The sequence below is a fragment of the Microcoleus sp. N9_A1 genome (assembly GCF_036701795.1).
In the GTDB taxonomy this organism is placed as follows: domain Bacteria; phylum Cyanobacteriota; class Cyanobacteriia; order Cyanobacteriales; family Microcoleaceae; genus Microcoleus.
The window spans coordinates 47684-66490 of record NZ_JAUBRI010000043.1; the positions used below are offsets into that span (position 1 = coordinate 47684).

Sequence of the window (18807 nt, forward strand, 5' to 3'; positions counted from 1 at the left end):
TTTCGCCAGTTGTAATTAATCCTGGTTTGTTCTTTTCATGGTCACATCCTCAAATTTTTGATAATGAAAGTTTGATATTTTCCGTCCCCTGACGCTTCCGTAGATGGTGGAGATCCTGCCTTTCTCACAGGATAGAAATAGGGTTTGCTGAAAGAGAAATAAGCTGTAGCTAGGGCTACAGATTAAGAGTGTAAATCCTAATTAAATATCTAAACCAATGACTGTTAAGTCGGGAGGATGTTCGACAACAAACTGGTAATATAACTCTTGCTTGGCTTGCGGCGGCAGAGACATTATCCATTCCAGCAGTCCCATTTCACCTGCTACTATCTTCGGATTAGTGAGAGTCGATCGCACTTTAATTTGTTCATTGCGGCTGACTGGCAATTGCTCTTTTAGTGTCAGGTGTACCTGCACCTGATGCAAGTTTGTCACATTTAAGCGATAAGCGTAACTCATGCGCCGCTGCTGGCCGATCAGTTTTTTATCTACTTGTCTTTCCACTAATTCCCGCTCTATTTTTAATCCTTCGTCTATTCCTAAATTCAGTTTATATTCTTGCCCTGGGGAAACATTTTCTAACTGCACAGTACCCACAAAAGTGTTGTCGCGAAAGATATTTGCTTTTCCCGGAAGCAGAGTTGCGCCTGTCAGCGGATTCACAACAACTGCTTGCAAATAGGCAAAACTGACTAATCGCGGAACGGCTATATATTCAGGTTTAAACGGATAATTTTCTCTGAAAACCATCACTTTGTGCGGTGTACCGTCGCTGGGAATATTGGTATTTCCCCCTACTTGAAATGAGACAGTGCCTCCTTCTCTGGATACTTTGGCTGTGGCTGTTTCAGCTTCTCTGGGTTGGGATGCTGTGTCGATTGTAGTGCCTGCAGAGCCAAAGCGCATCTCCCCTTCAAATACGCCTGCATCTCCATAAGAATCTGATAAAGTTTGACTAGAGCGCGCTATTGACTCGGTATTTCGGAATTTGACTGTAGAGTGTAAAGTATCGATAAACCAGGGTTTGAGTTTTGGTGGCAAAGTTCCCATTCCCGGTTTTGCTGTAGATAAAGTCAGCGCTACTCCCGTCCAATCTTCGCCTGTATTTTGATTGACTTCGGCTAGGTAATTGAGATTAATTTGGTTGTTGGTAGTGTTGACTCGCAAGTCGTAAAGGGGAGTCCAACGGGCTCGCATGACTACATAGGAAACTTCTAGTTCAAAATTGCCGCTGCCGCTGGGTTCTATGGCAACTATGATGTTAAAGCTTTGCTCGGAATGGGGAGTTTTTACTTGCCCCAACTGCTGCCGTAAAGCTTCTATTTGCTTGTCTAATTCCTGCTGCTGTCTTTCGTGTTGGGCGATCGCACTTACGTACTTTTTATAATTGCTGCCTAAAAAATTTAGCAATTCCCCGGTTTCATTCAAACCAATCTGCTGCTTGGCGATGCTGCTGGCGATGGAAGCGACACTTTTTTCGCTCAAATTTTCGACAAATTTGAGTTGAATTTTTCGGGAGGCGATTTGAACGTCAATGGCGCGTTTTTGGGTTTCTAATTCTTGGATTTGTTGGGTTAATTCGGCAGTGCGATCGCCCGTAGGTTCGCTGCTAAACACTGTTTCGGTTCGCACTCCCAGCAATCGCACGGCAACTGTACCCGCACCCGTAGCCCTGACTGACTCTGTGTCGAGGGTTGTGGGGAGAGAGGCGATCGCCAATTCGCGCTCGTTTCCCGTCAGGGCTACTGTGCCGCGGCGGGTGATCAGGGCGCGATCGGTATAAACTGTAACTTCAGAAATTTGCGACTCTACTATTTTGATATTATCGCGATCGAGTAAATCTAAATTAGTCATTGCTACTAATGCCTTTACGAAACTCTTTTAGTGCTTCCAAGGGCGAAGCAAACAAAATGCAGCGCTTCAACAAAGATAAATCTAACTCAGGCAGCAATTCGCTGCTAGCAATTCGCTCATAACCCTGTTCTGGCAAGCGGTAAAGTTGCAGAGTTCCGTCTTCCCAAAACCAAACTTCCTGCACACCCATCAGCCGATATTTCTGAAGTTTAATCGGACTGCCGCTAGTAATCACCACCTCAATACACAAGTCAGGAACATCCTTATCTGTCCCAAAACAATAAGACAAATCTGACTGATACTCAACTTGATCTTCAACAATCTGGCTGTAAGCACCGCTGGGGAAAAACTCAATTTCCCTAACTTCAAAGTAGATCGCAAGCAATACGCCAATTATCGATTGAAACGCTTCATGAGGTTTACTAATGCCCACAATTTCTAACACTCCTTGACAATAAAATAACCGCACCCCAGGCACATTCTCAAAACTAGCTTGAATTGCCTTGAATTGATGCCATGTTAAGCCGCGGCAAGTGAAATGCTGCTCGGCTGCGGGAGGAACTGTGGGATTGTCTATAGTTTGAACCATGACTGTCCTGTGGATTTAAAATGTTAGCAACAACTTAATTTTAGCTCAGCGGCTCGATTCCCGCCAAATCCAAAATTTGTCAAGTTTGGCGATCGGTCATTCCTCTAGAAAACTCTTCCAGTGCATCCAAAGGCGAAGCAAATAAAATGCAGCGTTTGAGCAAAGACAAGTCTAAATCAGGCAGCAATTCGCTGTTTGTAATTTGCTCATAACCCTGTTCTCGCAAATGGTAAAGATTTACCATGCCGTCTTCCCAAAACCAGACTTCCGCTACACCCATCAGCCGATACTTCTGAAGTTTAATCGGACTACCGCTAGTAACAACTACCTCAATACACAGATCGGGAACATCTTTTTTATTCCCGATACAATAAGACAAATCTGCCTGATACTCGACTTGACCTTCAACAATCTGGCTGTAAGCACCGCTGGGGAAAAATACAATTCTTCTTTGTATAAAATACTGTCCCATTAGCAAGCCAAGCAGACACCGAATCTCTTCGTGTAATCTTCCAGTACCCACAATTTCTAAAACTCCATCACAATAAAATAACCGCACTCCTGGCACATTTTCAAAGCTGGATTGAATTGCTTTAAACTGCTGCCAATTCAAACCGCGCCAAGTGAAATGCTGCTCGGCTGTGGGAGAAACTGTGGGATTGTCTATAGTTTGAACCATGACTGTCCTGTTTATTTCAATATGTTAGCAACAACTTAATTTTAGCTCAGCGGCTCGATTCCCGCCAAATCCAAAATTTGAGGAATCAAATCTTCTCGCTTGATTGCCATCATGTGAACTCCTTGACACAAATCCCGCGCTAGCTTGACTTGTTCTGCTGCAATTTTTATGCCTTCCTGCAAAGGTGCTGGGGATTTTGCCAAACGGTCGATCGTCTCTTGCGGTATGTGAACTCCCGGTACGTATTTTTTAATAAATTCAGCATTTTTAGCTGATTTAAACAGAAAGATTCCTGCTAAAATTGGTTTGTTGCAGCCAGCAGCAATGTGGTGCATAAACTTATCAAAAACTTCAAAATCTGTAATTAATTGGCTCTGAAAAAACTGTGCTCCTGCTTCTACTTTTTTCTCGAATCGACTTTGCAAACCTGACCAACTGGGGGATTGCGGATCGACAGCGGCACCGACAAATAAATCGGTAATTCCGTCTGTTAAAGCTTTGTCGTTCCAGTCTTTGCCGCCGTTCATTTTTTGAATGACTTGCAGCAGCCGCACTGATTCTAAATCGAATACACTTTTGGCTTTTGGATGGTCGCCGGCTTTGACTGGATCGCCGGTGAGTGCCAAGATATTATGGATGCCTAAAGCGTGGGCTCCCATGAGATCGGCTTGCAGGCCTATTTGATTGCGATCGCGACAAGCAACTTGACAAATTGGCTCAATTCCGTGCTGCAATAGAATCGCGGAAACTGCTAGCGGGCACATTCGCAGCACTGCGCGGCTGCCGTCAGTGATATTAATGGCGTGAACTCTGTTTTTTAGAAGTTCTGCCATTTGAATTGTGTGGGTGATGTCGCCCCCTTTTGGCGGAGCAACTTCGGCGGTAATTATAAATTCTCCGGGGGTGGTGCAGGCTGTGCGAAAACGGTTCATAGTTAGTTGACAGTTGACAGTTGACGGTTGACAGTTGACGGTTGACAGTTGACAGTTGACAGTTGACAGTTGGCAGTTTACAGTTGGCAGTTGGCAGTTACTACTAATGACTAATGACTAATGACTAGCCTTCGACTTCGCTCAGGCTAAAATGACTACTGACTACTGACTACTGACTGCTGACTAATTAGGTAGAGAATAACCGAAAGCGGTTTTCACCTTAGTCAGAGTTTGGTTGGCAATAGCTTCTGCTTGTTCTCTTCCGTGACGTAGTACAGACTCTAAATATCCCGAATCGTCCATTATTTCCTTGTATTTATCCTGAATTGGTTTGAGGGCATTAATTGTCGTCTCTGTCAGCAAGGGTTTAAAATCTCCCCAACCCATGTTTTCACACTCCGTTGCTACTTCTTCCTTAGATTTGCCGGAAAGCAGGAGATAAAGTGTCAGCAAATTTCTAGCTTCGGGGCGATCGGGGTCGTCAAAAGTCAAACCCCTCACGGCATCTGTTTTGCAGCGCTTGATTTTTTTGGCGATCGTATCTGGGGAATCCAATAAATTAATTCGACTTTGTTCGGAAGGGTCAGATTTCGACATTTTGCGCGTGCCATCTGTCAAACTCATTACCCTCGCACCGTCAGTCCGAATTAACGGTTCGGGAAGTTTCAATACTGGCTTTTCTGGTGTGCCGAATTGGTGATTTAATCTGATGACAATATCGCGGGTGAGTTCCAAATGCTGTTTTTGGTCTTCTCCCACTGGCACTTTATCGGCATCGTAAAGCAAAATATCTGCTGCCATCAATACGGGATAATTTAGCAAGCCTGCGTTGACGTTTTCGCCTTGTTTAATTGCTTTTTCTTTAAACTGAATCATATCTTCGAGCCAGTTAATCGGTGTAATGCAGTTTAGCAGCCATGCTAGTTCTGTGTGCGCCGAGACGTGGGATTGCACGAAAATAGTAGAATGTTCTAAATCGATGCCGCAAGCTAAATAAAGGGCGGCGATGGCGTAAGTGTCGGAGGCTAGGGTTGCTGGATTGTGCGGTGCGGTGATGGCGTGCAAATCGACTACGCAAAAGTAGTTTTCGTACTGGCTTTGATTTTCTACCCAGTTGCGAATGGCACCGAGATAATTGCCTAGGTGAAGATTGCCTGTTGGCTGAACTCCTGAAAGAACGCGCTGTTTACCCATGAGGAAAGAATAGAATTGATTTCACATTTCTATTTTGACACGTTATTTGGATCTCAGATGCTGTTTGTTGAAATTTATAAAAAACTGGTGGAATATCACTCGGCGGTTGAAACCGCGTCTACACAAACGAAGTCCGCCTGCGCGGACTAAAGAATAAACAGGGTATTTAAGGCGGGTTATTTTTATAAATGGGTCTAAATTTCACTCTGAAAAACATCCCTGTCAACTGTCAACTGTCAATTGTTTTTTGGTTTAGTGCGCCACCAAGTGATGCCGGCTGCAAAAAGGGCGATCGCAAAACTCAAGGCAAAGGAAAATACAAAGGGATGCCATTGCATTAAAATTGGGATTTGATGGTTTTGGACTGTCTCGAAGAGTTTGTCTGTACCGCTGGATGCGGCGATACCACCGGCTGCTAAACCTACGCCGATCGCCTGTACTGTGCTTTCTAGGCGATCGTCCCGATATTTCTCTTTGTCTTCGCTGTTGCGGAGTGCGAGTTGGTTGGTGCGATCGCTCCTGGCTTGTTCTATTTCTACTATGCCGCGAATTGAGGCGATCGCCTGATCGATTAAGTTTGTCCCGTGGCGGAAATATCCTAAGTCTCCGGCTATTTGCGATCGCACATAAGGAGCCGTTTTTATACTGAAGTTATTTAATATTGATAGTTCTTCCTTATCGATTCCTAGTATATCACAAATTGTTTGCAAAATGTCAATGTAATTCTTAAGACTTAGGACAATTGTATTGTCATAATTTTCGAGTTTCCGCAGCAGGCTAGTATAAGTTACAGCTTTGCTGAAGAGTTGCTTTAGCTGTTCCTGAAATTCCTGCAATTGGACAGAAGTTAATACAGTTCCTCTGGAAAATTGCTGCTGCAATATCTCCATATTTTTCTCAATAATCCGGTATTCGCGATCGAGTTCGCGGTAAATCTGGCGGCTGTCTTGAAAAGCTTTGATAATTTTGTTGCGGTGAAATAGTAGGTCGATAATTTCTTCTTGGCACTTGTTAAAATTTTCGTCGGTTTGTTTGTCGGAAATCAGCCAGACAAGTAAGTGGCGGTAATTCGCAATATCGCTAATTGAACCGTATTCAAAAATCGGACTACCGAACAGTTTACCCGATAGATCAAATACAGGTGGCGAGTCGCCTTGGAATAAACTATCGCGACATTTATCGGCGAGGGGTTTGAGGGAATCTAATTTCTCTGGTGGGGGTTCCGTAAGCCATGCAGTAATTAGGAGAGTTTGACCCAAAAAGTTGTCATCGCCATCGATAAGTAAGGCTGGATTTGGGTTAAATTTCTGGATTAGATCGACATCTACATTATCGGCTGTGCCGTCTTCCGGGCAACCTATATTTAACCATAAAGCATAGCTGTCGTGAATTTGTAGCGGTTGGGCAAAACCTTCTATGGGTGGATTGCTGTTAAATGTTAGTGCGACATTTGGCAGCAAATCATCGCGGTAGCTGTGAGAATTTGGCGGGAAAACTAGATTAGGTGTTAGCTTTTCATTGGTGAAGTTGGCGAGGATATTATCGCAGTGTTTCCACAGAGGATTATTGCGGCCATGACTGTCATTGTGCAGTTGGAAAGCGTATAAATAGACATTGGGGGCAGAAATTTTGTCTGTCATATTATTGGCGCAGGGGCTATGAATTGGGGCGGCGTTTTTTGAGATTTTCTGGCAACTCTGGATAGCGGTTTAATAGCCTTGGTTCTTGTGCTTCTTTTTTGGTGGGTTGCGGTTCTGGTTTTCTAATAAAATTGTTGATTTCATCTGTTATTTTAGGATAGTTTGCACACCAATCGCCAATGGCATCAGCTACTTCGTTATTCGATTTATCCGCCATCTGGGATATCGTATTGCTGAGATTTGCTAAATCGTCAACCGCCCCGGCTTGTTCAAAGACTTCGGGTTTAGTTTCAAAGACTGCTAGGAAACCGGAAATAAATTGTTCGTCTGTCATTGCCAATTTCTCCTTTGATTATGTTGTAGTCAGCCGGGGCGGGTTTTTGGGATTTACCGTGTGGTTTCACAGACAGTCGCGAACCCGCCCCTACAGCAATTATATCTATTTTATGCCATATCAAATCACCTATTTAGACAATTTTGTAGGGGCGGGTTCGCCGAGATTTATGAATCAAAACCAACCAACTAATAAACCCGCCCCCACCCCATGAAAAGACCATTTATGTTATTGCCCAACTGCACAGAAAGCTGCCCAGTGTAGGGGAGACTCATAAGGTTGATAATCCTGTTTGTAACCGCGCCTGTATTTGCCTTGAATTTTCTGTTTGTGTTCGCGACTCAACAACTGCGACGCTTCCACCCATTCTAGCAAACTTTTAACAGTCACACTCCGCAGCCACAACTGAGACTCCCGCAAAGCAATCGCCACAGGCGGGCGACTTTCAAACAGGAAAATCTCATAAAACTTGATCATCAAAATCGCTGTTGATACATCATTGACAGCCCACAAAGTGCTAATTACACTCGTCGCCCCGGCATAGAAAAAACCGCTAGGCAATCCGATATACTCATCAGTGTTATCTCCAATATCCGTTAACCCAGTTTCGCAGGCGGAAAGCGTCACTAAACTGCACTTACTCAGTGACAAATCAAAGATTTCTTCCAGTGTCAGACATTCGGCAATGTCGAAGGTTTCGCCTCGGCGGGAACGAATATAACTTTTGTTTTCGGAGTCAACGTTATCGGTGGTATTTTTTTCCCCAGCTAAGATTAAAGCTGATTTGCGGGGATTGTTAAAGTCGAAAAAGCCGTGACAGGAAAAGTGGGCGATGTCGGCATTCTGCAACGCTTCAAGCTGTTGTTGCAATCCTGTCTTGCTTGCCTTCTCCCGAATCAAAACTTCGGCAGGATTAAAGGATTTGGCAATTGCCTCAACTTCAATATCGGTGAAGTCTAAATCTTCTGTCGGGTTTTGAATGGCAAACAATCTTGTGAGTGATGAATCTTCCCCAGTCGGATTTACCCGCTGAGATAATTGCAATAGCTGACAACTGGGAGTATACCTCACGCCGCCAGGGAAAAGTTCGAGGAGAGATCCGGTTTCTTCGGCATTTTGCCTTAGCCTGTGGCTGGTTAATGCGTGAAGCGGCAACAAGTGCAAATATCGGAAGGGAACTAATATCAACCGCTTGCAGTTTTCCGGGAGGCGATAAATTATTTCATCGATGTGCAAGATTTTAGCTAATTTTTCTAGGCGGGTTTCTAGCTGATTTCTCCAGTTGTCAGGTTGATTGATGTAGTCGTTGACATATAACTCCATAAATTCCACTAATGTTTGCAAATCTTCAAATGAAGATTGCCAGACATCAGGTTGGGTGGAGTCGCGAGTAATAATAAAAACTTTAAAGTGGTTAAAGGTAATGTACCATTCCAAAATTCCCTCATTTTCGCCTAACAGATTGCGAATTTCATGAAAACTAATTCGCTGTACATTGTGCGGGCTGCGGGAATTGTGGAATAATTCTACTAGGTTTCTGGTTTTGCTGCGTTCGAGGTGTTCTAGGGCGGCGGTGTTGTTTTCCATTTCTAGGCAAACTTCTACCATTAATTGATAAAGTTTATTCCATTCTTCGGCTAATTTCTGTCTGTCTGCTTCGCCACCGATAATGATTTCACTACGTATCGATTCAACTGTCTCAATGGCGGTGTTCAAGGTATTGTAAGCTTCTGATAGTTGGGAATTATTCCGGTAAGCAAGTCCTAGATTCAATAATGTTGCAGCATTATCTATAGGAAATGCCTCACGAGTACGAACTGACAAAGCTGCCTGGAAAGCAGAAATCGCTATGTCCAGATTCTCCGCTTTTTCGCCTCTGATTCTGTAGAGGTAGTCACCTGCTAAATTATTTTGATTACTTGCCCATTCAAAGGGAAATGCCTCGCGGGTGTAAACTAATAATGATGCTTGATGATTGGAAATTGCCATTTCTAGATTATGGGCTTTTTCCCCTCTGATTCTGTCGCAATAAGCATTCCCCAAGTTATTTTGAGTCATTGCCCATTCAAAGGGAACTGCTTCGCGAGTGCGAACTTCTAATGATGCTTGATAAAACTGGATTGCTTGTTCGAGGTTCTCCGCTTTTTCACCTCGTATTCTGTCGCTGTAGGCAAGCCCCAAATTATTTTGAGTCATTGCCCAATCTTCAGGAAATGCCTCGCGAGTGTAAACTAAAAATGCTGCTTGATAAAACTCGATAGCCTGTTCGAGATTATCCGCTTTTTTGCCTCTGATTCTGTGGCTGTAGACAAGCCCTAAATTATTTTGACTCCCGGCCCACGATTCAGGAAATGCCTCGCGGGTCTGAACTTCTAAAGATGCGTGATAAAACTGGATAGCCTGTTCTAGATTATCAGCTTTTTCTCCTCTAATTCTGTTGCGGTATGCCTCCCCCAAATTATTTTGAGTCATTGCCCAATATTCAGGAAATGCCTCACGAGTGTAAACCGACAATGCTGCTTGATAAAAATGGATAGCCTGTTCTAGATTATCCGCTTTTTTGCCTCTAATTCTGTAGAGGTAGACTTCCCCCAAATTATTTTGAGTACGTGCCCAATTTTCAGGAAATGCCTTGCGGGTGTAAACTGACAATCCTTCCTGAAGAGTGACAAGCGCTTTTTCTAGATGATCCGCTTTTTCACCTCTGATTCTTTTGCGGTATGCAGTAGCCAAACTATTTTGAGCTTCTGCCCATTCTTGAGGAAATGCCTTGCGGGTATAAACTAACAATGATGCTTGATAGAAGTCGATAGCTATTTCTAGATTATCGGCTTTTTCCCCTCTAATTCTATCGCTATAGGCTTCCCCTAAATTATTTTGACTTCTAGCCCATTCAATGGGAAATGCTGAGCAGGTGTAAACTGATAATGATGCCTCAAAAGCGACGATCGCCATTTCTAGATTATCGGCTTTTTCCCCTATAATTTTCTCGCTGTAAGCAAGCCCCAAGTTATATTGACTCATTGCCCAATTTTCAGGAAATGTCGATCGGGTACAAATTTCTAATGATGCCTGGTAAGAGGCGATCGCCATTTCTAGATTATCGGCTTTTTCCCCTCTGATTCTGTTGCGGTAGGCTTCCCCCAAGTTGTTTTGACTCCTAGCCCATTCAAAGGGAAATGCCTTGCGGGTGAAAACTGATAATGATGCCTGATAAGTGGCGATAGCTTTTTCTAGATTATCGGCTTTTTCTCCTCTGATTCTTTTGTTGTAAGCAGCCGCCAAATTATTTTGAGTCAGGGCCCAATCTTCAGGAAAATCATCGCGGGTATAAACTGACAAAGCTGCCTGATACAACTCGATAGCTTTTTCTATATTATCGACTTTTCCTTTTTTGATTCTCTTGCTATAGGCATTCGCTAAATGATTTTGACTCCTAGCCCATTCAAAGGGAAATACCGAGCTGGTAAAAACTGATAATGATGCTTTATAAAATGCGATCGCCCTTTCTAGATTATTGGTTTCCCCCCCTCTAATTCTGTTGCAATAAGCATTACCCAAGTTGTTTTGAGTCGTTGCCCATTCAAAGGGAAATGCTTTGCAGGTGTAAACTTTTAATGATGCCTGATAAGTGGCGATCGCCCTTTCTAGATTATCGGTTTTCCCCCCTCTGATTCTGTCGCTGTAGGCAGCTCCTAAGTTATTTTTAGTCATTGCCCAATTTTCAGGATCTTTTTGACGAGTAAAAACTGTCAGGAGAACTTCATAACCTGCAATGGCAATCTCAAAATTACTTGCCATGCCTAAAGGAAATCCCTGAATTGCATTACTAAAATAGAAAATAACTGATGTTAGAGAAAAGCGGCGTTCTGGGCTATCTAAGTTTGCCAAAGTTTCCCTCGCCCAATTTTGCAAAACCGCAGCCAAATCATCATTAATTAAGTTGAGATTATCCCGCAATATGGGATAAATTACACTACGATCTCCGCCACTGTCTTTCGTTGCCTGCAACACTTGCATCAAAAATTTGAATTGTTCGGGTTTCATAAAGCTATTCCCTCTTTACGAATGTTCCTCAATAAAGGCCGGTTGTAGTGCGTAAACAGATTTTCGTCCATAAACAAATAGCTAATCACTTCATCATTTTGGAGAGACAAGTCTGCCCGAATATGGCTGATTCTTTTGATTTATTCGCCGGGATTGACTTGCCCTTTGAGAACAACCAAAACATCAATATCTGAGTCGGGATGTGCGTCGCCCCGCGCTTGGGAACCGTAGAGTACCATTTGGGTGAGACGATCGCCGTAGAGTTGCTCGAATTGCGATCGCAACTGAGTTAGGATGGTCTTGAGTTTATCGTTGACTTTCATATTGGCGATCGATGTTATGTATTTAGTATAAACATAAACTCGGCGGTTGAAACCACGTCTGATCAAACAAAGATTAGACTCGGCGGTTGAAACCGCGTCTACAAAAACAAAGTCCGCGCAACGCGAGACTGAATTTAAGAAATGGGATGGAAATAAATTACAAATCTGTCAGCAACCTTGCCTTCCGCAGCACAAATGTGAGGACTGTTTCTTGGCCCGTAATAATATCGGCTCTGCCCTCCATTCCCGATTGAATTGAATACTGGCGGGGGACATTTGCCTGGGAATTTCCGAAGAATTGACCGCTGGTGGATTGGAGTTTGGTTAAATAATTTTGTTCTGGCTTAATTGACACTTCGTAATAAGCTGTACCTAAATTATTACCGGAATTTTGAGGCGCGATCGCATCTGGGGCGATTTCGCTGACAGTTCCTTTTAATGTCCCGTAATCAGGGAAAGGTAAAGCCGAAATCCTGATCTGTACGGGTTGGCCGATTTGGATGCGAGCGATGTCTTGGGATGTCACCTTGGCTTTGACTACCAGAGGTACGTCGCTGGGGACGATTTGGGCGATCGCGCTGCCGACTTGTACGGTTTGACCAGTATTTTGTATTTCCAATCTGAGAATTGTACCATCCGCGGGCGCGCGGATCACGCTATTTTCGAGTTTTAACTCAATTTGATTGAGCTCTTTTTTAGCTTGAGTCAATTGTTGTTGGATAGTCGATCGCTTGACGAGCAAAACCCGCCGACTTCTACCCAGTTTCTCGGCAACATCCGGCAGCGATGCGGCGATTTTGACTAAAGCGGATTCGACTAATTCCTGTTCGGCGGAACTTCCGCTTTGGGCGCTTTTAAGTTGGGCGCTGGCCAAAATTTGATTTTCTAAGTCGCGCAGTTGCTGGTTGATTTGCTGTGCTGCTGCTTGAGACTGATTAATTATTTCTTGGAACTGCTTGTTTCGATCGCCCAAACGCGAACCGTCTACAACTGCGATCGCATCTCCGGCTTTCACTATCTGATTTTCGCTGACAGCAATGCTTTCGACGTTTCCTTCGGTGGCGGCTTGCACGACGCGCACTTCTCCGGCGGGACGGACGATCGCCTCTGCTTTGACTGTGGCGCTGTATTTGGTGACGCTTGCAAGGGCGATCGCCCCGCCAAACGTGGCCACCATCAAAATTCCCCCCAAAGTCGTCCAGCGGCTGACAGGGGGCAAAAACTGGTCGTTATCAAAGGTTTCTGCGGGTGTGGGTTCGGTAGTGCGAGGCATGGCGGCTATTGGGGGTGAGGGGAATCGTTTTGATATTAGTTCTAAAATCTCAAATCTCAAATCTCAAATGGTATGAGTTGGAAGAGGGTGAGATCGATCGCCTAATTCTTTTGTCACATTTATTTTCAGCTTTCCGGATACCAAGCATAGGTTTAGAAGTCTAAATCAAAATTCATAGGGTCAAGGTAAGAATCCGTACAGCTTTGCCCTTCGTACCCGCAAACTTCCTCAAACGTCAAAACTGGTAAGTCAAGCGGGCAATCAGCATCAAAATACGGTGTTTCAGGCATCAGTTTTGGCGCTGTTACCGGGTTTTCATTGTATATGCACGTAAGTAAGTAAGTAGATAGGTATTTATAGGAGTTACTCATGCCAGAAAATTTACAAGATTCACTGTTCACTGAACTAACCGATCGAGAATCTGCGACTGTTAGCGGCGGCAGCATTACCAGCGGTCTCAACGGCGCTAACACCAACAGTAACAGCGCTAACAGTAGCATCAATGGCGTCAATCTGCTATTTTTCATACCGCAGCCGAGCCAGCTTTATCTGTACGATCCAATGCGCGATCGCCCTTACAAAACCCTAGTGGTTTAGATAAATGAGTCAGGTAGTGCGATCGGATAAATTGTGAAAACTTCTCAGTAATATTCCGGAAATCGCACAGCACTTGAAGAACTATGAGTTAGTAATTACACGAGACTATATAAATTTTATAAAATTTCTATTTCTCGTTCAATCTTATCAAGTTAAATGGAGTCAAATCATCATGCAAGAAACAAAGGACAACGCACTGTTTGCTGAACTCACCCCTGAAGAATCAGCTAGCGTCAATGGCGGTCACTATTACGATCGCTGTCACCGCCGTCGGCGCAGTTGGGTTGTATACCGCCGGAATTGCGACGGTTCCTTCAAAAGAGTAGTCCGCTACGCCTACTACTAAAGTTTACTGCTCTCAATTGAGCTCTATAACTGTGGAGCAAAAAAGCACCCATAACTTTATGGGTGCTTTTTGCTGATTGGCTAGTTGGTGATGAGTAATGTTCATTATGCTCTACCCATTATTCATTTTCCAAAATGTTAAAGAACATCCCTTTGATCGGCAAAATGCCATTATTCGGACAAGTTAACAGGTTTAAGAAATATCAGGTTGTGATCCAGCAGAGCGAAGAAGATTGCGGGGCGGCTTGTTTGGCTTCGATAGCGAAATTTTACGGACAGAATTTTACTATTAGTCGCTTGCGAGAATGTGCGGGCACTGGCCAAAAGGGGACGACTTTACTGGGCTTGAAACAAGGTGCTGAGGCGATCGGCTTTAATGCTCGATCCGTGCGAGCAGCCGCTGCTATTTTAGACAAAATTGACGAAGCACCTTTACCGGCAATTATTCACTGGAGTGGTTATCACTGGGTTGTTTTGTACGGAAAACAGGGCGAAAAATATGCGATCGGCGATCCCGCTGTCGGTATGCGCTATGTTTCTAAAGCAGAATTAGCAGCAGCTTGGACAGATTGGCTGTGCTTGCTAGTAGAACCGGATGCGGAGCGGTTTTTTGCGGCCGCAGAGGGTCAACCCCCCGCCAATTCTTTACAAAAATGGATGCGCCGGATTGGGATTTATCGCCCGATTTTAATGGAAGCATTTTTGCTGAATGCAGTGTTGGGTTTGCTGTCGATTTCTTCGCCTTTTCTCGTTCAACTGCTCACCGACGACATTCTGGTGCGGGGCGACAGACAACTCCTGGCGACTGTGGCGATCGCAGTTATAGTTATGAACCTTTTTAGCAGCAGTTTAGGATTGGTACAGTCGAACTTAATTGCTCAGTTTTCTCAGCGTTTAGAATTGGGATTGGTGATGGAATTTGCGCGCAAATTCCTGCGATTACCTTTGAGTTTTTACGAAACCAGACGCAGTGGCGAAATTGTCAGTAGATTACAAGATATCCAAGAAATAAATAAATTAGTTTCTCAAGTCGCTATCAGCTTGCCTAGTCAATTTTTTATCGCTGTAGTTTCTTTTGTTTTTATGTTATTTTACAGCAAGGAACTGACGTTAGCAGCTACAGCTATAGCTCTATTAATGACTGCCTCTACAGTGGTATTTTTGCCCATTTTGCAGCAAAAAACGCGCAGTTTATTTGTGCTGGAAGCAGAAACTCAAGGCGTCTTAGTAGAAACGTTTAAAGGCGCGCTGACTATCAAAACTACTAGCAGCGGTCAGCAACTTTGGGAAGAATTTCAAACCCGCTTCGGTCGCTTAGCAAAGCTCACTTTTCGCACTACACAAATTGGCATTCTCAACAATATATTTTCTGGGTTTGTTGCCTCTGCTGGCAGCATTACTCTGCTGTGGCTTGGTAGCGGTTTGGTGATTGACAAGGTATTGAGTATAGGTCAGTTGCTAGCGTTTATTAGCATGAATCAAAACGTTACTACTTGGGTGAACTCGCTAGTAGGATTTACTGATGAGATGACTCGCGTGCAGACAGCTACTCAACGGCTGTCGGAAGTCATCGATGCTGAACCCGAAACTAAAGACGATACGAATAAACCTTTTGTAACAATTCAGAACCGCGACGGTATTGTTTGCAAGAGTGTTAATTTTCACTACCCCGGCCGACTTGACTTGCTGGAAAATTTTTCCGTTACGTTTCCCGGCGGTCAAGCAATTGCTTTGATCGGCTATTCTGGCTGCGGAAAAAGTACGCTAGCTAAAGTAATTGCTGGTCTGTATCCGCTGCAATCTGGTAATATTAGAATTGGCGGTTACAACTTGCAGGATTTGTCTCTCGACAGTCTCAGACAGCAGGTAGTATTGGTTCCTCAAGAAGCACATTTTTGGAGCAGATCGATTCTCGAAAATTTTCGTTTGGGCAGTCCAGATATCAGCTTTGAACAGATTGTTAAAGTCTGCAAAATTGCGGGGGCGGATGAATTTATCAGCCAATTGCCGGATAAATATCAAACTGTTTTAGGGGAGTTTGGAGCGAATATTTCTGGCGGACAAAGACAAAGATTGGCGATCGCCCGTGCCATTCTCAACAACCCGCCCGTATTGATTTTAGACGAATCGACCGCAGGGCTTGACCCCGCAAGCGAAGCGGAAGTTTTAGAACAATTGTTGATGTATCGGCAGGGGAAAACCACGATTTTCATCAGTCACAGGCCGCGAGTGATCGATCGCGCCGATTGGATTATCATGTTAGAACGCGGTAGGTTGAAACTGCAAGGATCTGCTGCAAAATTGCGATCGATTCCCGGAGATCATTTAGAGTTTTTGCATCCTTGAGCGAGTTAATAAAACAACAGGTTGAAATCTGTCGCTACACAAACAACACCGGGAGCATCTCACTTTTGCACCCCACCCCAACTCTCCCCGAACCCGCGGGGAGAAAGTAATAAATTCACAAATGATCCGAGGATTGCTATATCGTTTGCGGTTGCATCGGAATCATAAAATCGAGTTAACAGTTAACACTCAACCATGCAGTTTTTCGACCCCTCCTTCTACAGTCAACATTTATGATGAGTGTAACCGGAATTGATATCACTCATGACTAATAACTTTTCTAAGATTCTTGAGCCAAAGTACATCGATCGCACAATCCGAAAAACTCCAAAGTGTGATAATAAATCTTGAAAGAATGAGATTGTTGCAGTTGGCTTTCTAAATGGTGGACAGGGCATTCGTCGATCGTAATTGACGCGCCACATTCCAGACAAGTTAGGTGGTGTTGGTCTTGGTGGGCGGCACCGTAGAGAGACTCGCCACTAGCGAGGGTTCTGACGTGAACGAACCCCTCTCGCTTTAAACCGTCGAGGGAGCGGTAAACTGTTGCTAAGCCCATGCTTTGGTCGCTGTTACGCAGTTCTAAGTAGATATCTTGCGCTGAGAGCGATCGATTCAGGACTTTGAGCAAGTTTAAAATACGCTCCTGACTGCGGGTGTGGTTGGTTCTCATAATTTTTTTCTCGAATCTGCTGGAGTCAAATCTGTCCCTGTTTCTAGGCTATCTTACTTGGGCGAACCAAATGGCGATCGGCGCGCAGCTCGGTTGTAGAATACAATGGGGCTAACTTTCACATCACCTACCGCAACATTCCCGTGACTCAGAAATATCTTGCCCAAATCTATGTTACCCTCCGCCCTTCTGTTTTAGATCCCGCCGGCACTGCCGTACAGTCTGGCTTGCAACACATGGGATACGACAATGTTGAGCGTGTGCGAATCGGGAAGTACGTTGAATTGACGCTGACTGCTGCTGGTGAGTCGGAGGCCCGCGAACAACTCGATCGCGTTTGCGACCAACTTTTGGCCAATCCAGTGATTGAAAATTATCGCTTTGATTTGACTGAAATTCCTGTTGCTGTGGAGACAGCGGCGGCATAAATGCGATCGTCCCTAGGGTGTTTTTAAACCCGGAGATCCCCCCTAACCCCCCTTAATAAGGGGGGGACAAGAGCATTCAAAGTCTCTGTTAAAAACGCGGGAACTCGGAACACTCAAAGTCAACCCCTACTCCCCTTCTTAAGGGGGATTTAGGGGGATCGAGACTTAGATACAAGGGAGAGAAACATAAGATTTTAGTCTTAAGTTGATACCTCTTCCTTCTTCCTGACATCCGTTACATCCGTTACATAATCCGTTGCCGAACTTCCTTCTTCCTTCTTCCTTCAGCTTATGAAATTTGGAGTTATTGTTTTTCCGGGCTCAAATTGCGATCGCGATGTGGTGTGGGTAACTCAAGGGTTACTGCACCAACCGACGCGGATGATTTGGCACGAAGATACCGATATTTCGGATATTGACATCATTGTAATTCCCGGCGGTTTCAGTTACGGAGATTATTTGCGGTGCGGCGCGATCGCCCGTTTTTCTCCGGCGATGCGGGCTACTGCGGAACACGCGAAACAGGGCAAACTTGTACTCGGCATCTGCAACGGTTTTCAGGTGTTGACTGAAGCTGGTTTGTTGCCGGGGGCGCTGGTGCGGAATGCGGGATTGAATTTTATTTGCGATCGCGCTTCTTTGAAAGTCGAACGCGGTAATACTCGTTGGACTGCGGCTTATACTTCCGGTGAAATCATCGATTTGCCGATCGCCCACGGTGAAGGCAACTATTATGCTGATGCCGATACATTAGCAGAACTAGAAGAGCACGAGCAAGTGCTGTTTCGCTACTGCACAGAGGCGGGCAAAATTAGCGATGCTGGCAATCCCAACGGTTCGTTAAATAATATTGCCGGCATTTGTAATCGCCAAGGCAATGTGTTAGGAATGATGCCGCATCCAGAACGGGCATCCGATCCGATGTTGGGCGAAACTGATGGGGTGAAGTTGTTTCAAGGGTTGTTGATGGCAAGTGTGGCTGCTGTTTTGTAGTTGCAATATTTGAGTTATTGCATTTGCAATAACCGCCAGGGTTTAAAACCCCTGTCTCATAGCGCAAGTCCTCGCAATGAGGACTAAAAACCTTTTGATATCAACTAACTTTTCAGTCGGTTCAAACCGACTTTCGCTATGAGGCGGGGGTTGAAACCCCCGACGGACTAAACGCAAGCGTGCAAGATATAATTACTACCAACTATTTAAAAGAGGAATGTTTATTTTATGCCGTTAATTGATTTAGCTAATACTAAAATTAGGGTAATTGGATACAGTGCGGTGATGGCTGTTGGTCAACTTATTTCAAGCGCGATCGCCAATCCGGCAACTCAAGCAGCAGCGGGTATTATCGGCGGCCCGATCGCACTTGGGGGAGTTTCTATCTTAGCTGCGATCGCTGGTAGTATCGCTGAGACTATGGCCGCTGATGAACTGGCAAATCGGATGACGGAAGGGTTGAGCAAAAATCCGAGGATTCTAGATAATCACGATTTGATTAAGGCGGCGGGTGAGGCGATCGGCTATATTTTGAGAGAGGTTGCGAAGTCGGATGAATT

The 18807-nt window shown here is 44.5% G+C and carries 17 protein-coding genes and 1 pseudogene; 6 read left to right on the top strand and 12 right to left on the bottom strand.

Going from position 1 to position 18807, the window contains the following annotated elements; translation table 11 throughout:
* Nucleotides 1-201 precede the first annotated feature (201 nt).
* From QUA58_RS19640 to QUA58_RS19690, 11 genes are all read right to left on the bottom strand, one after another.
* Nucleotides 202-1854: a mucoidy inhibitor MuiA family protein gene (locus QUA58_RS19640; protein WP_333254748.1), complete on the bottom strand. Its 1653-nt coding sequence runs from the start codon at nt 1852-1854 to the stop codon at nt 202-204.
* The gene (locus QUA58_RS19645) at nt 1847-2443 is read right to left on the bottom strand and encodes a Uma2 family endonuclease (RefSeq protein ID WP_333395423.1); all 597 of its coding nucleotides are present in this window, start codon (nt 2441-2443) and stop codon (nt 1847-1849) included. Before QUA58_RS19645 ends, QUA58_RS19640 begins: the two co-directional genes overlap by 8 nt.
* A 79-nt stretch (nt 2444-2522) precedes the next feature.
* The gene (locus tag QUA58_RS19650) at nt 2523-3122 is read right to left on the bottom strand and encodes a Uma2 family endonuclease (protein ID WP_333254752.1); all 600 of its coding nucleotides are present in this window, start codon (nt 3120-3122) and stop codon (nt 2523-2525) included.
* Nucleotides 3123-3163: 41 nt separating this feature from the next.
* Nucleotides 3164-4054: a methylenetetrahydrofolate reductase gene (locus QUA58_RS19655; protein ID WP_333254754.1), complete on the bottom strand. Its 891-nt coding sequence runs from the start codon at nt 4052-4054 to the stop codon at nt 3164-3166.
* A gap of 183 nt (nt 4055-4237) precedes the next feature.
* Nucleotides 4238-5248: a tryptophan--tRNA ligase gene (trpS, locus tag QUA58_RS19660; RefSeq protein WP_333395425.1), complete on the bottom strand. Its 1011-nt coding sequence runs from the start codon at nt 5246-5248 to the stop codon at nt 4238-4240.
* Nucleotides 5249-5484: 236 nt separating this feature from the next.
* Entirely contained in the window at nt 5485-6888 is a 1404-nt protein-coding gene (locus QUA58_RS19665) for a hypothetical protein (RefSeq protein ID WP_333395426.1), read from the bottom strand.
* A 16-nt stretch (nt 6889-6904) separates the two neighbouring features.
* On the bottom strand, nt 6905-7222 hold the full coding sequence (locus QUA58_RS19670; protein WP_333395428.1) for a hypothetical protein: 318 nt from the start codon (nt 7220-7222) through the stop codon (nt 6905-6907).
* A gap of 228 nt (nt 7223-7450) precedes the next feature.
* Entirely contained in the window at nt 7451-11269 is a 3819-nt protein-coding gene (locus tag QUA58_RS19675) for a CHAT domain-containing tetratricopeptide repeat protein (protein WP_333395430.1), read from the bottom strand.
* A gap of 140 nt (nt 11270-11409) precedes the next feature.
* Nucleotides 11410-11592, bottom strand: coding sequence for a nucleotidyltransferase domain-containing protein (locus tag QUA58_RS19680; protein ID WP_333395432.1), 183 nt, complete (start codon nt 11590-11592; stop codon nt 11410-11412).
* Between the two features lie 157 nt (nt 11593-11749).
* Nucleotides 11750-12865: an HlyD family efflux transporter periplasmic adaptor subunit gene (locus QUA58_RS19685; protein ID WP_333395434.1), complete on the bottom strand. Its 1116-nt coding sequence runs from the start codon at nt 12863-12865 to the stop codon at nt 11750-11752.
* Nucleotides 12866-13017: 152 nt separating this feature from the next.
* Nucleotides 13018-13155 (bottom strand): hypothetical protein, encoded by a 138-nt coding sequence (locus QUA58_RS19690; RefSeq protein WP_333254770.1) that lies wholly within the window; start codon nt 13153-13155, stop codon nt 13018-13020.
* Between the two features lie 79 nt (nt 13156-13234).
* On the opposite strand from QUA58_RS19690, the gene QUA58_RS19695 reads away from it, so the two are divergent.
* The 3 genes from QUA58_RS19695 to QUA58_RS19705 all read left to right on the top strand — a co-directional run bounded on the left by QUA58_RS19695 (nt 13235) and on the right by QUA58_RS19705 (nt 16153).
* Complete coding sequence (locus QUA58_RS19695) at nt 13235-13462, top strand: secretion protein HlyD (protein ID WP_333254772.1); 228 nt, start codon at nt 13235-13237, stop codon at nt 13460-13462.
* Between the two features lie 172 nt (nt 13463-13634).
* Nucleotides 13635-13808 carry a hypothetical protein gene (locus QUA58_RS19700; protein ID WP_333254774.1) on the top strand — a complete coding sequence of 58 codons (174 nt, stop codon included), beginning with the start codon at nt 13635-13637 and terminating at the stop codon, nt 13806-13808.
* A 134-nt stretch (nt 13809-13942) separates the two neighbouring features.
* Complete coding sequence (locus QUA58_RS19705) at nt 13943-16153, top strand: peptidase domain-containing ABC transporter (RefSeq protein ID WP_333395435.1); 2211 nt, start codon at nt 13943-13945, stop codon at nt 16151-16153.
* Between the two features lie 280 nt (nt 16154-16433).
* Here the strand turns inward: QUA58_RS19705 and QUA58_RS19710 are convergent, their stop codons facing one another.
* A complete protein-coding gene (locus QUA58_RS19710) occupies nt 16434-16826 on the bottom strand; it encodes a Fur family transcriptional regulator (RefSeq protein ID WP_172184862.1) in 393 nt (130 codons plus the stop codon).
* Nucleotides 16827-16969: 143 nt separating this feature from the next.
* Here QUA58_RS19710 and purS point away from each other — a divergent pair, with 143 nt between their 5' ends.
* From purS to QUA58_RS19725, 3 genes and pseudogenes are all read left to right on the top strand, one after another.
* Complete coding sequence (gene purS, locus QUA58_RS19715; protein WP_333042010.1) at nt 16970-17254, top strand: phosphoribosylformylglycinamidine synthase subunit PurS; 285 nt, start codon at nt 16970-16972, stop codon at nt 17252-17254.
* A 291-nt stretch (nt 17255-17545) separates the two neighbouring features.
* Nucleotides 17546-18247 (top strand): phosphoribosylformylglycinamidine synthase subunit PurQ, encoded by a 702-nt coding sequence (purQ, locus tag QUA58_RS19720; protein WP_333216458.1) that lies wholly within the window; start codon nt 17546-17548, stop codon nt 18245-18247.
* 228 nt (nt 18248-18475) lie between these two features.
* A pseudogene (locus QUA58_RS19725) lies at nt 18476-18807 on the top strand (ATP-binding protein); the annotation flags it as partial.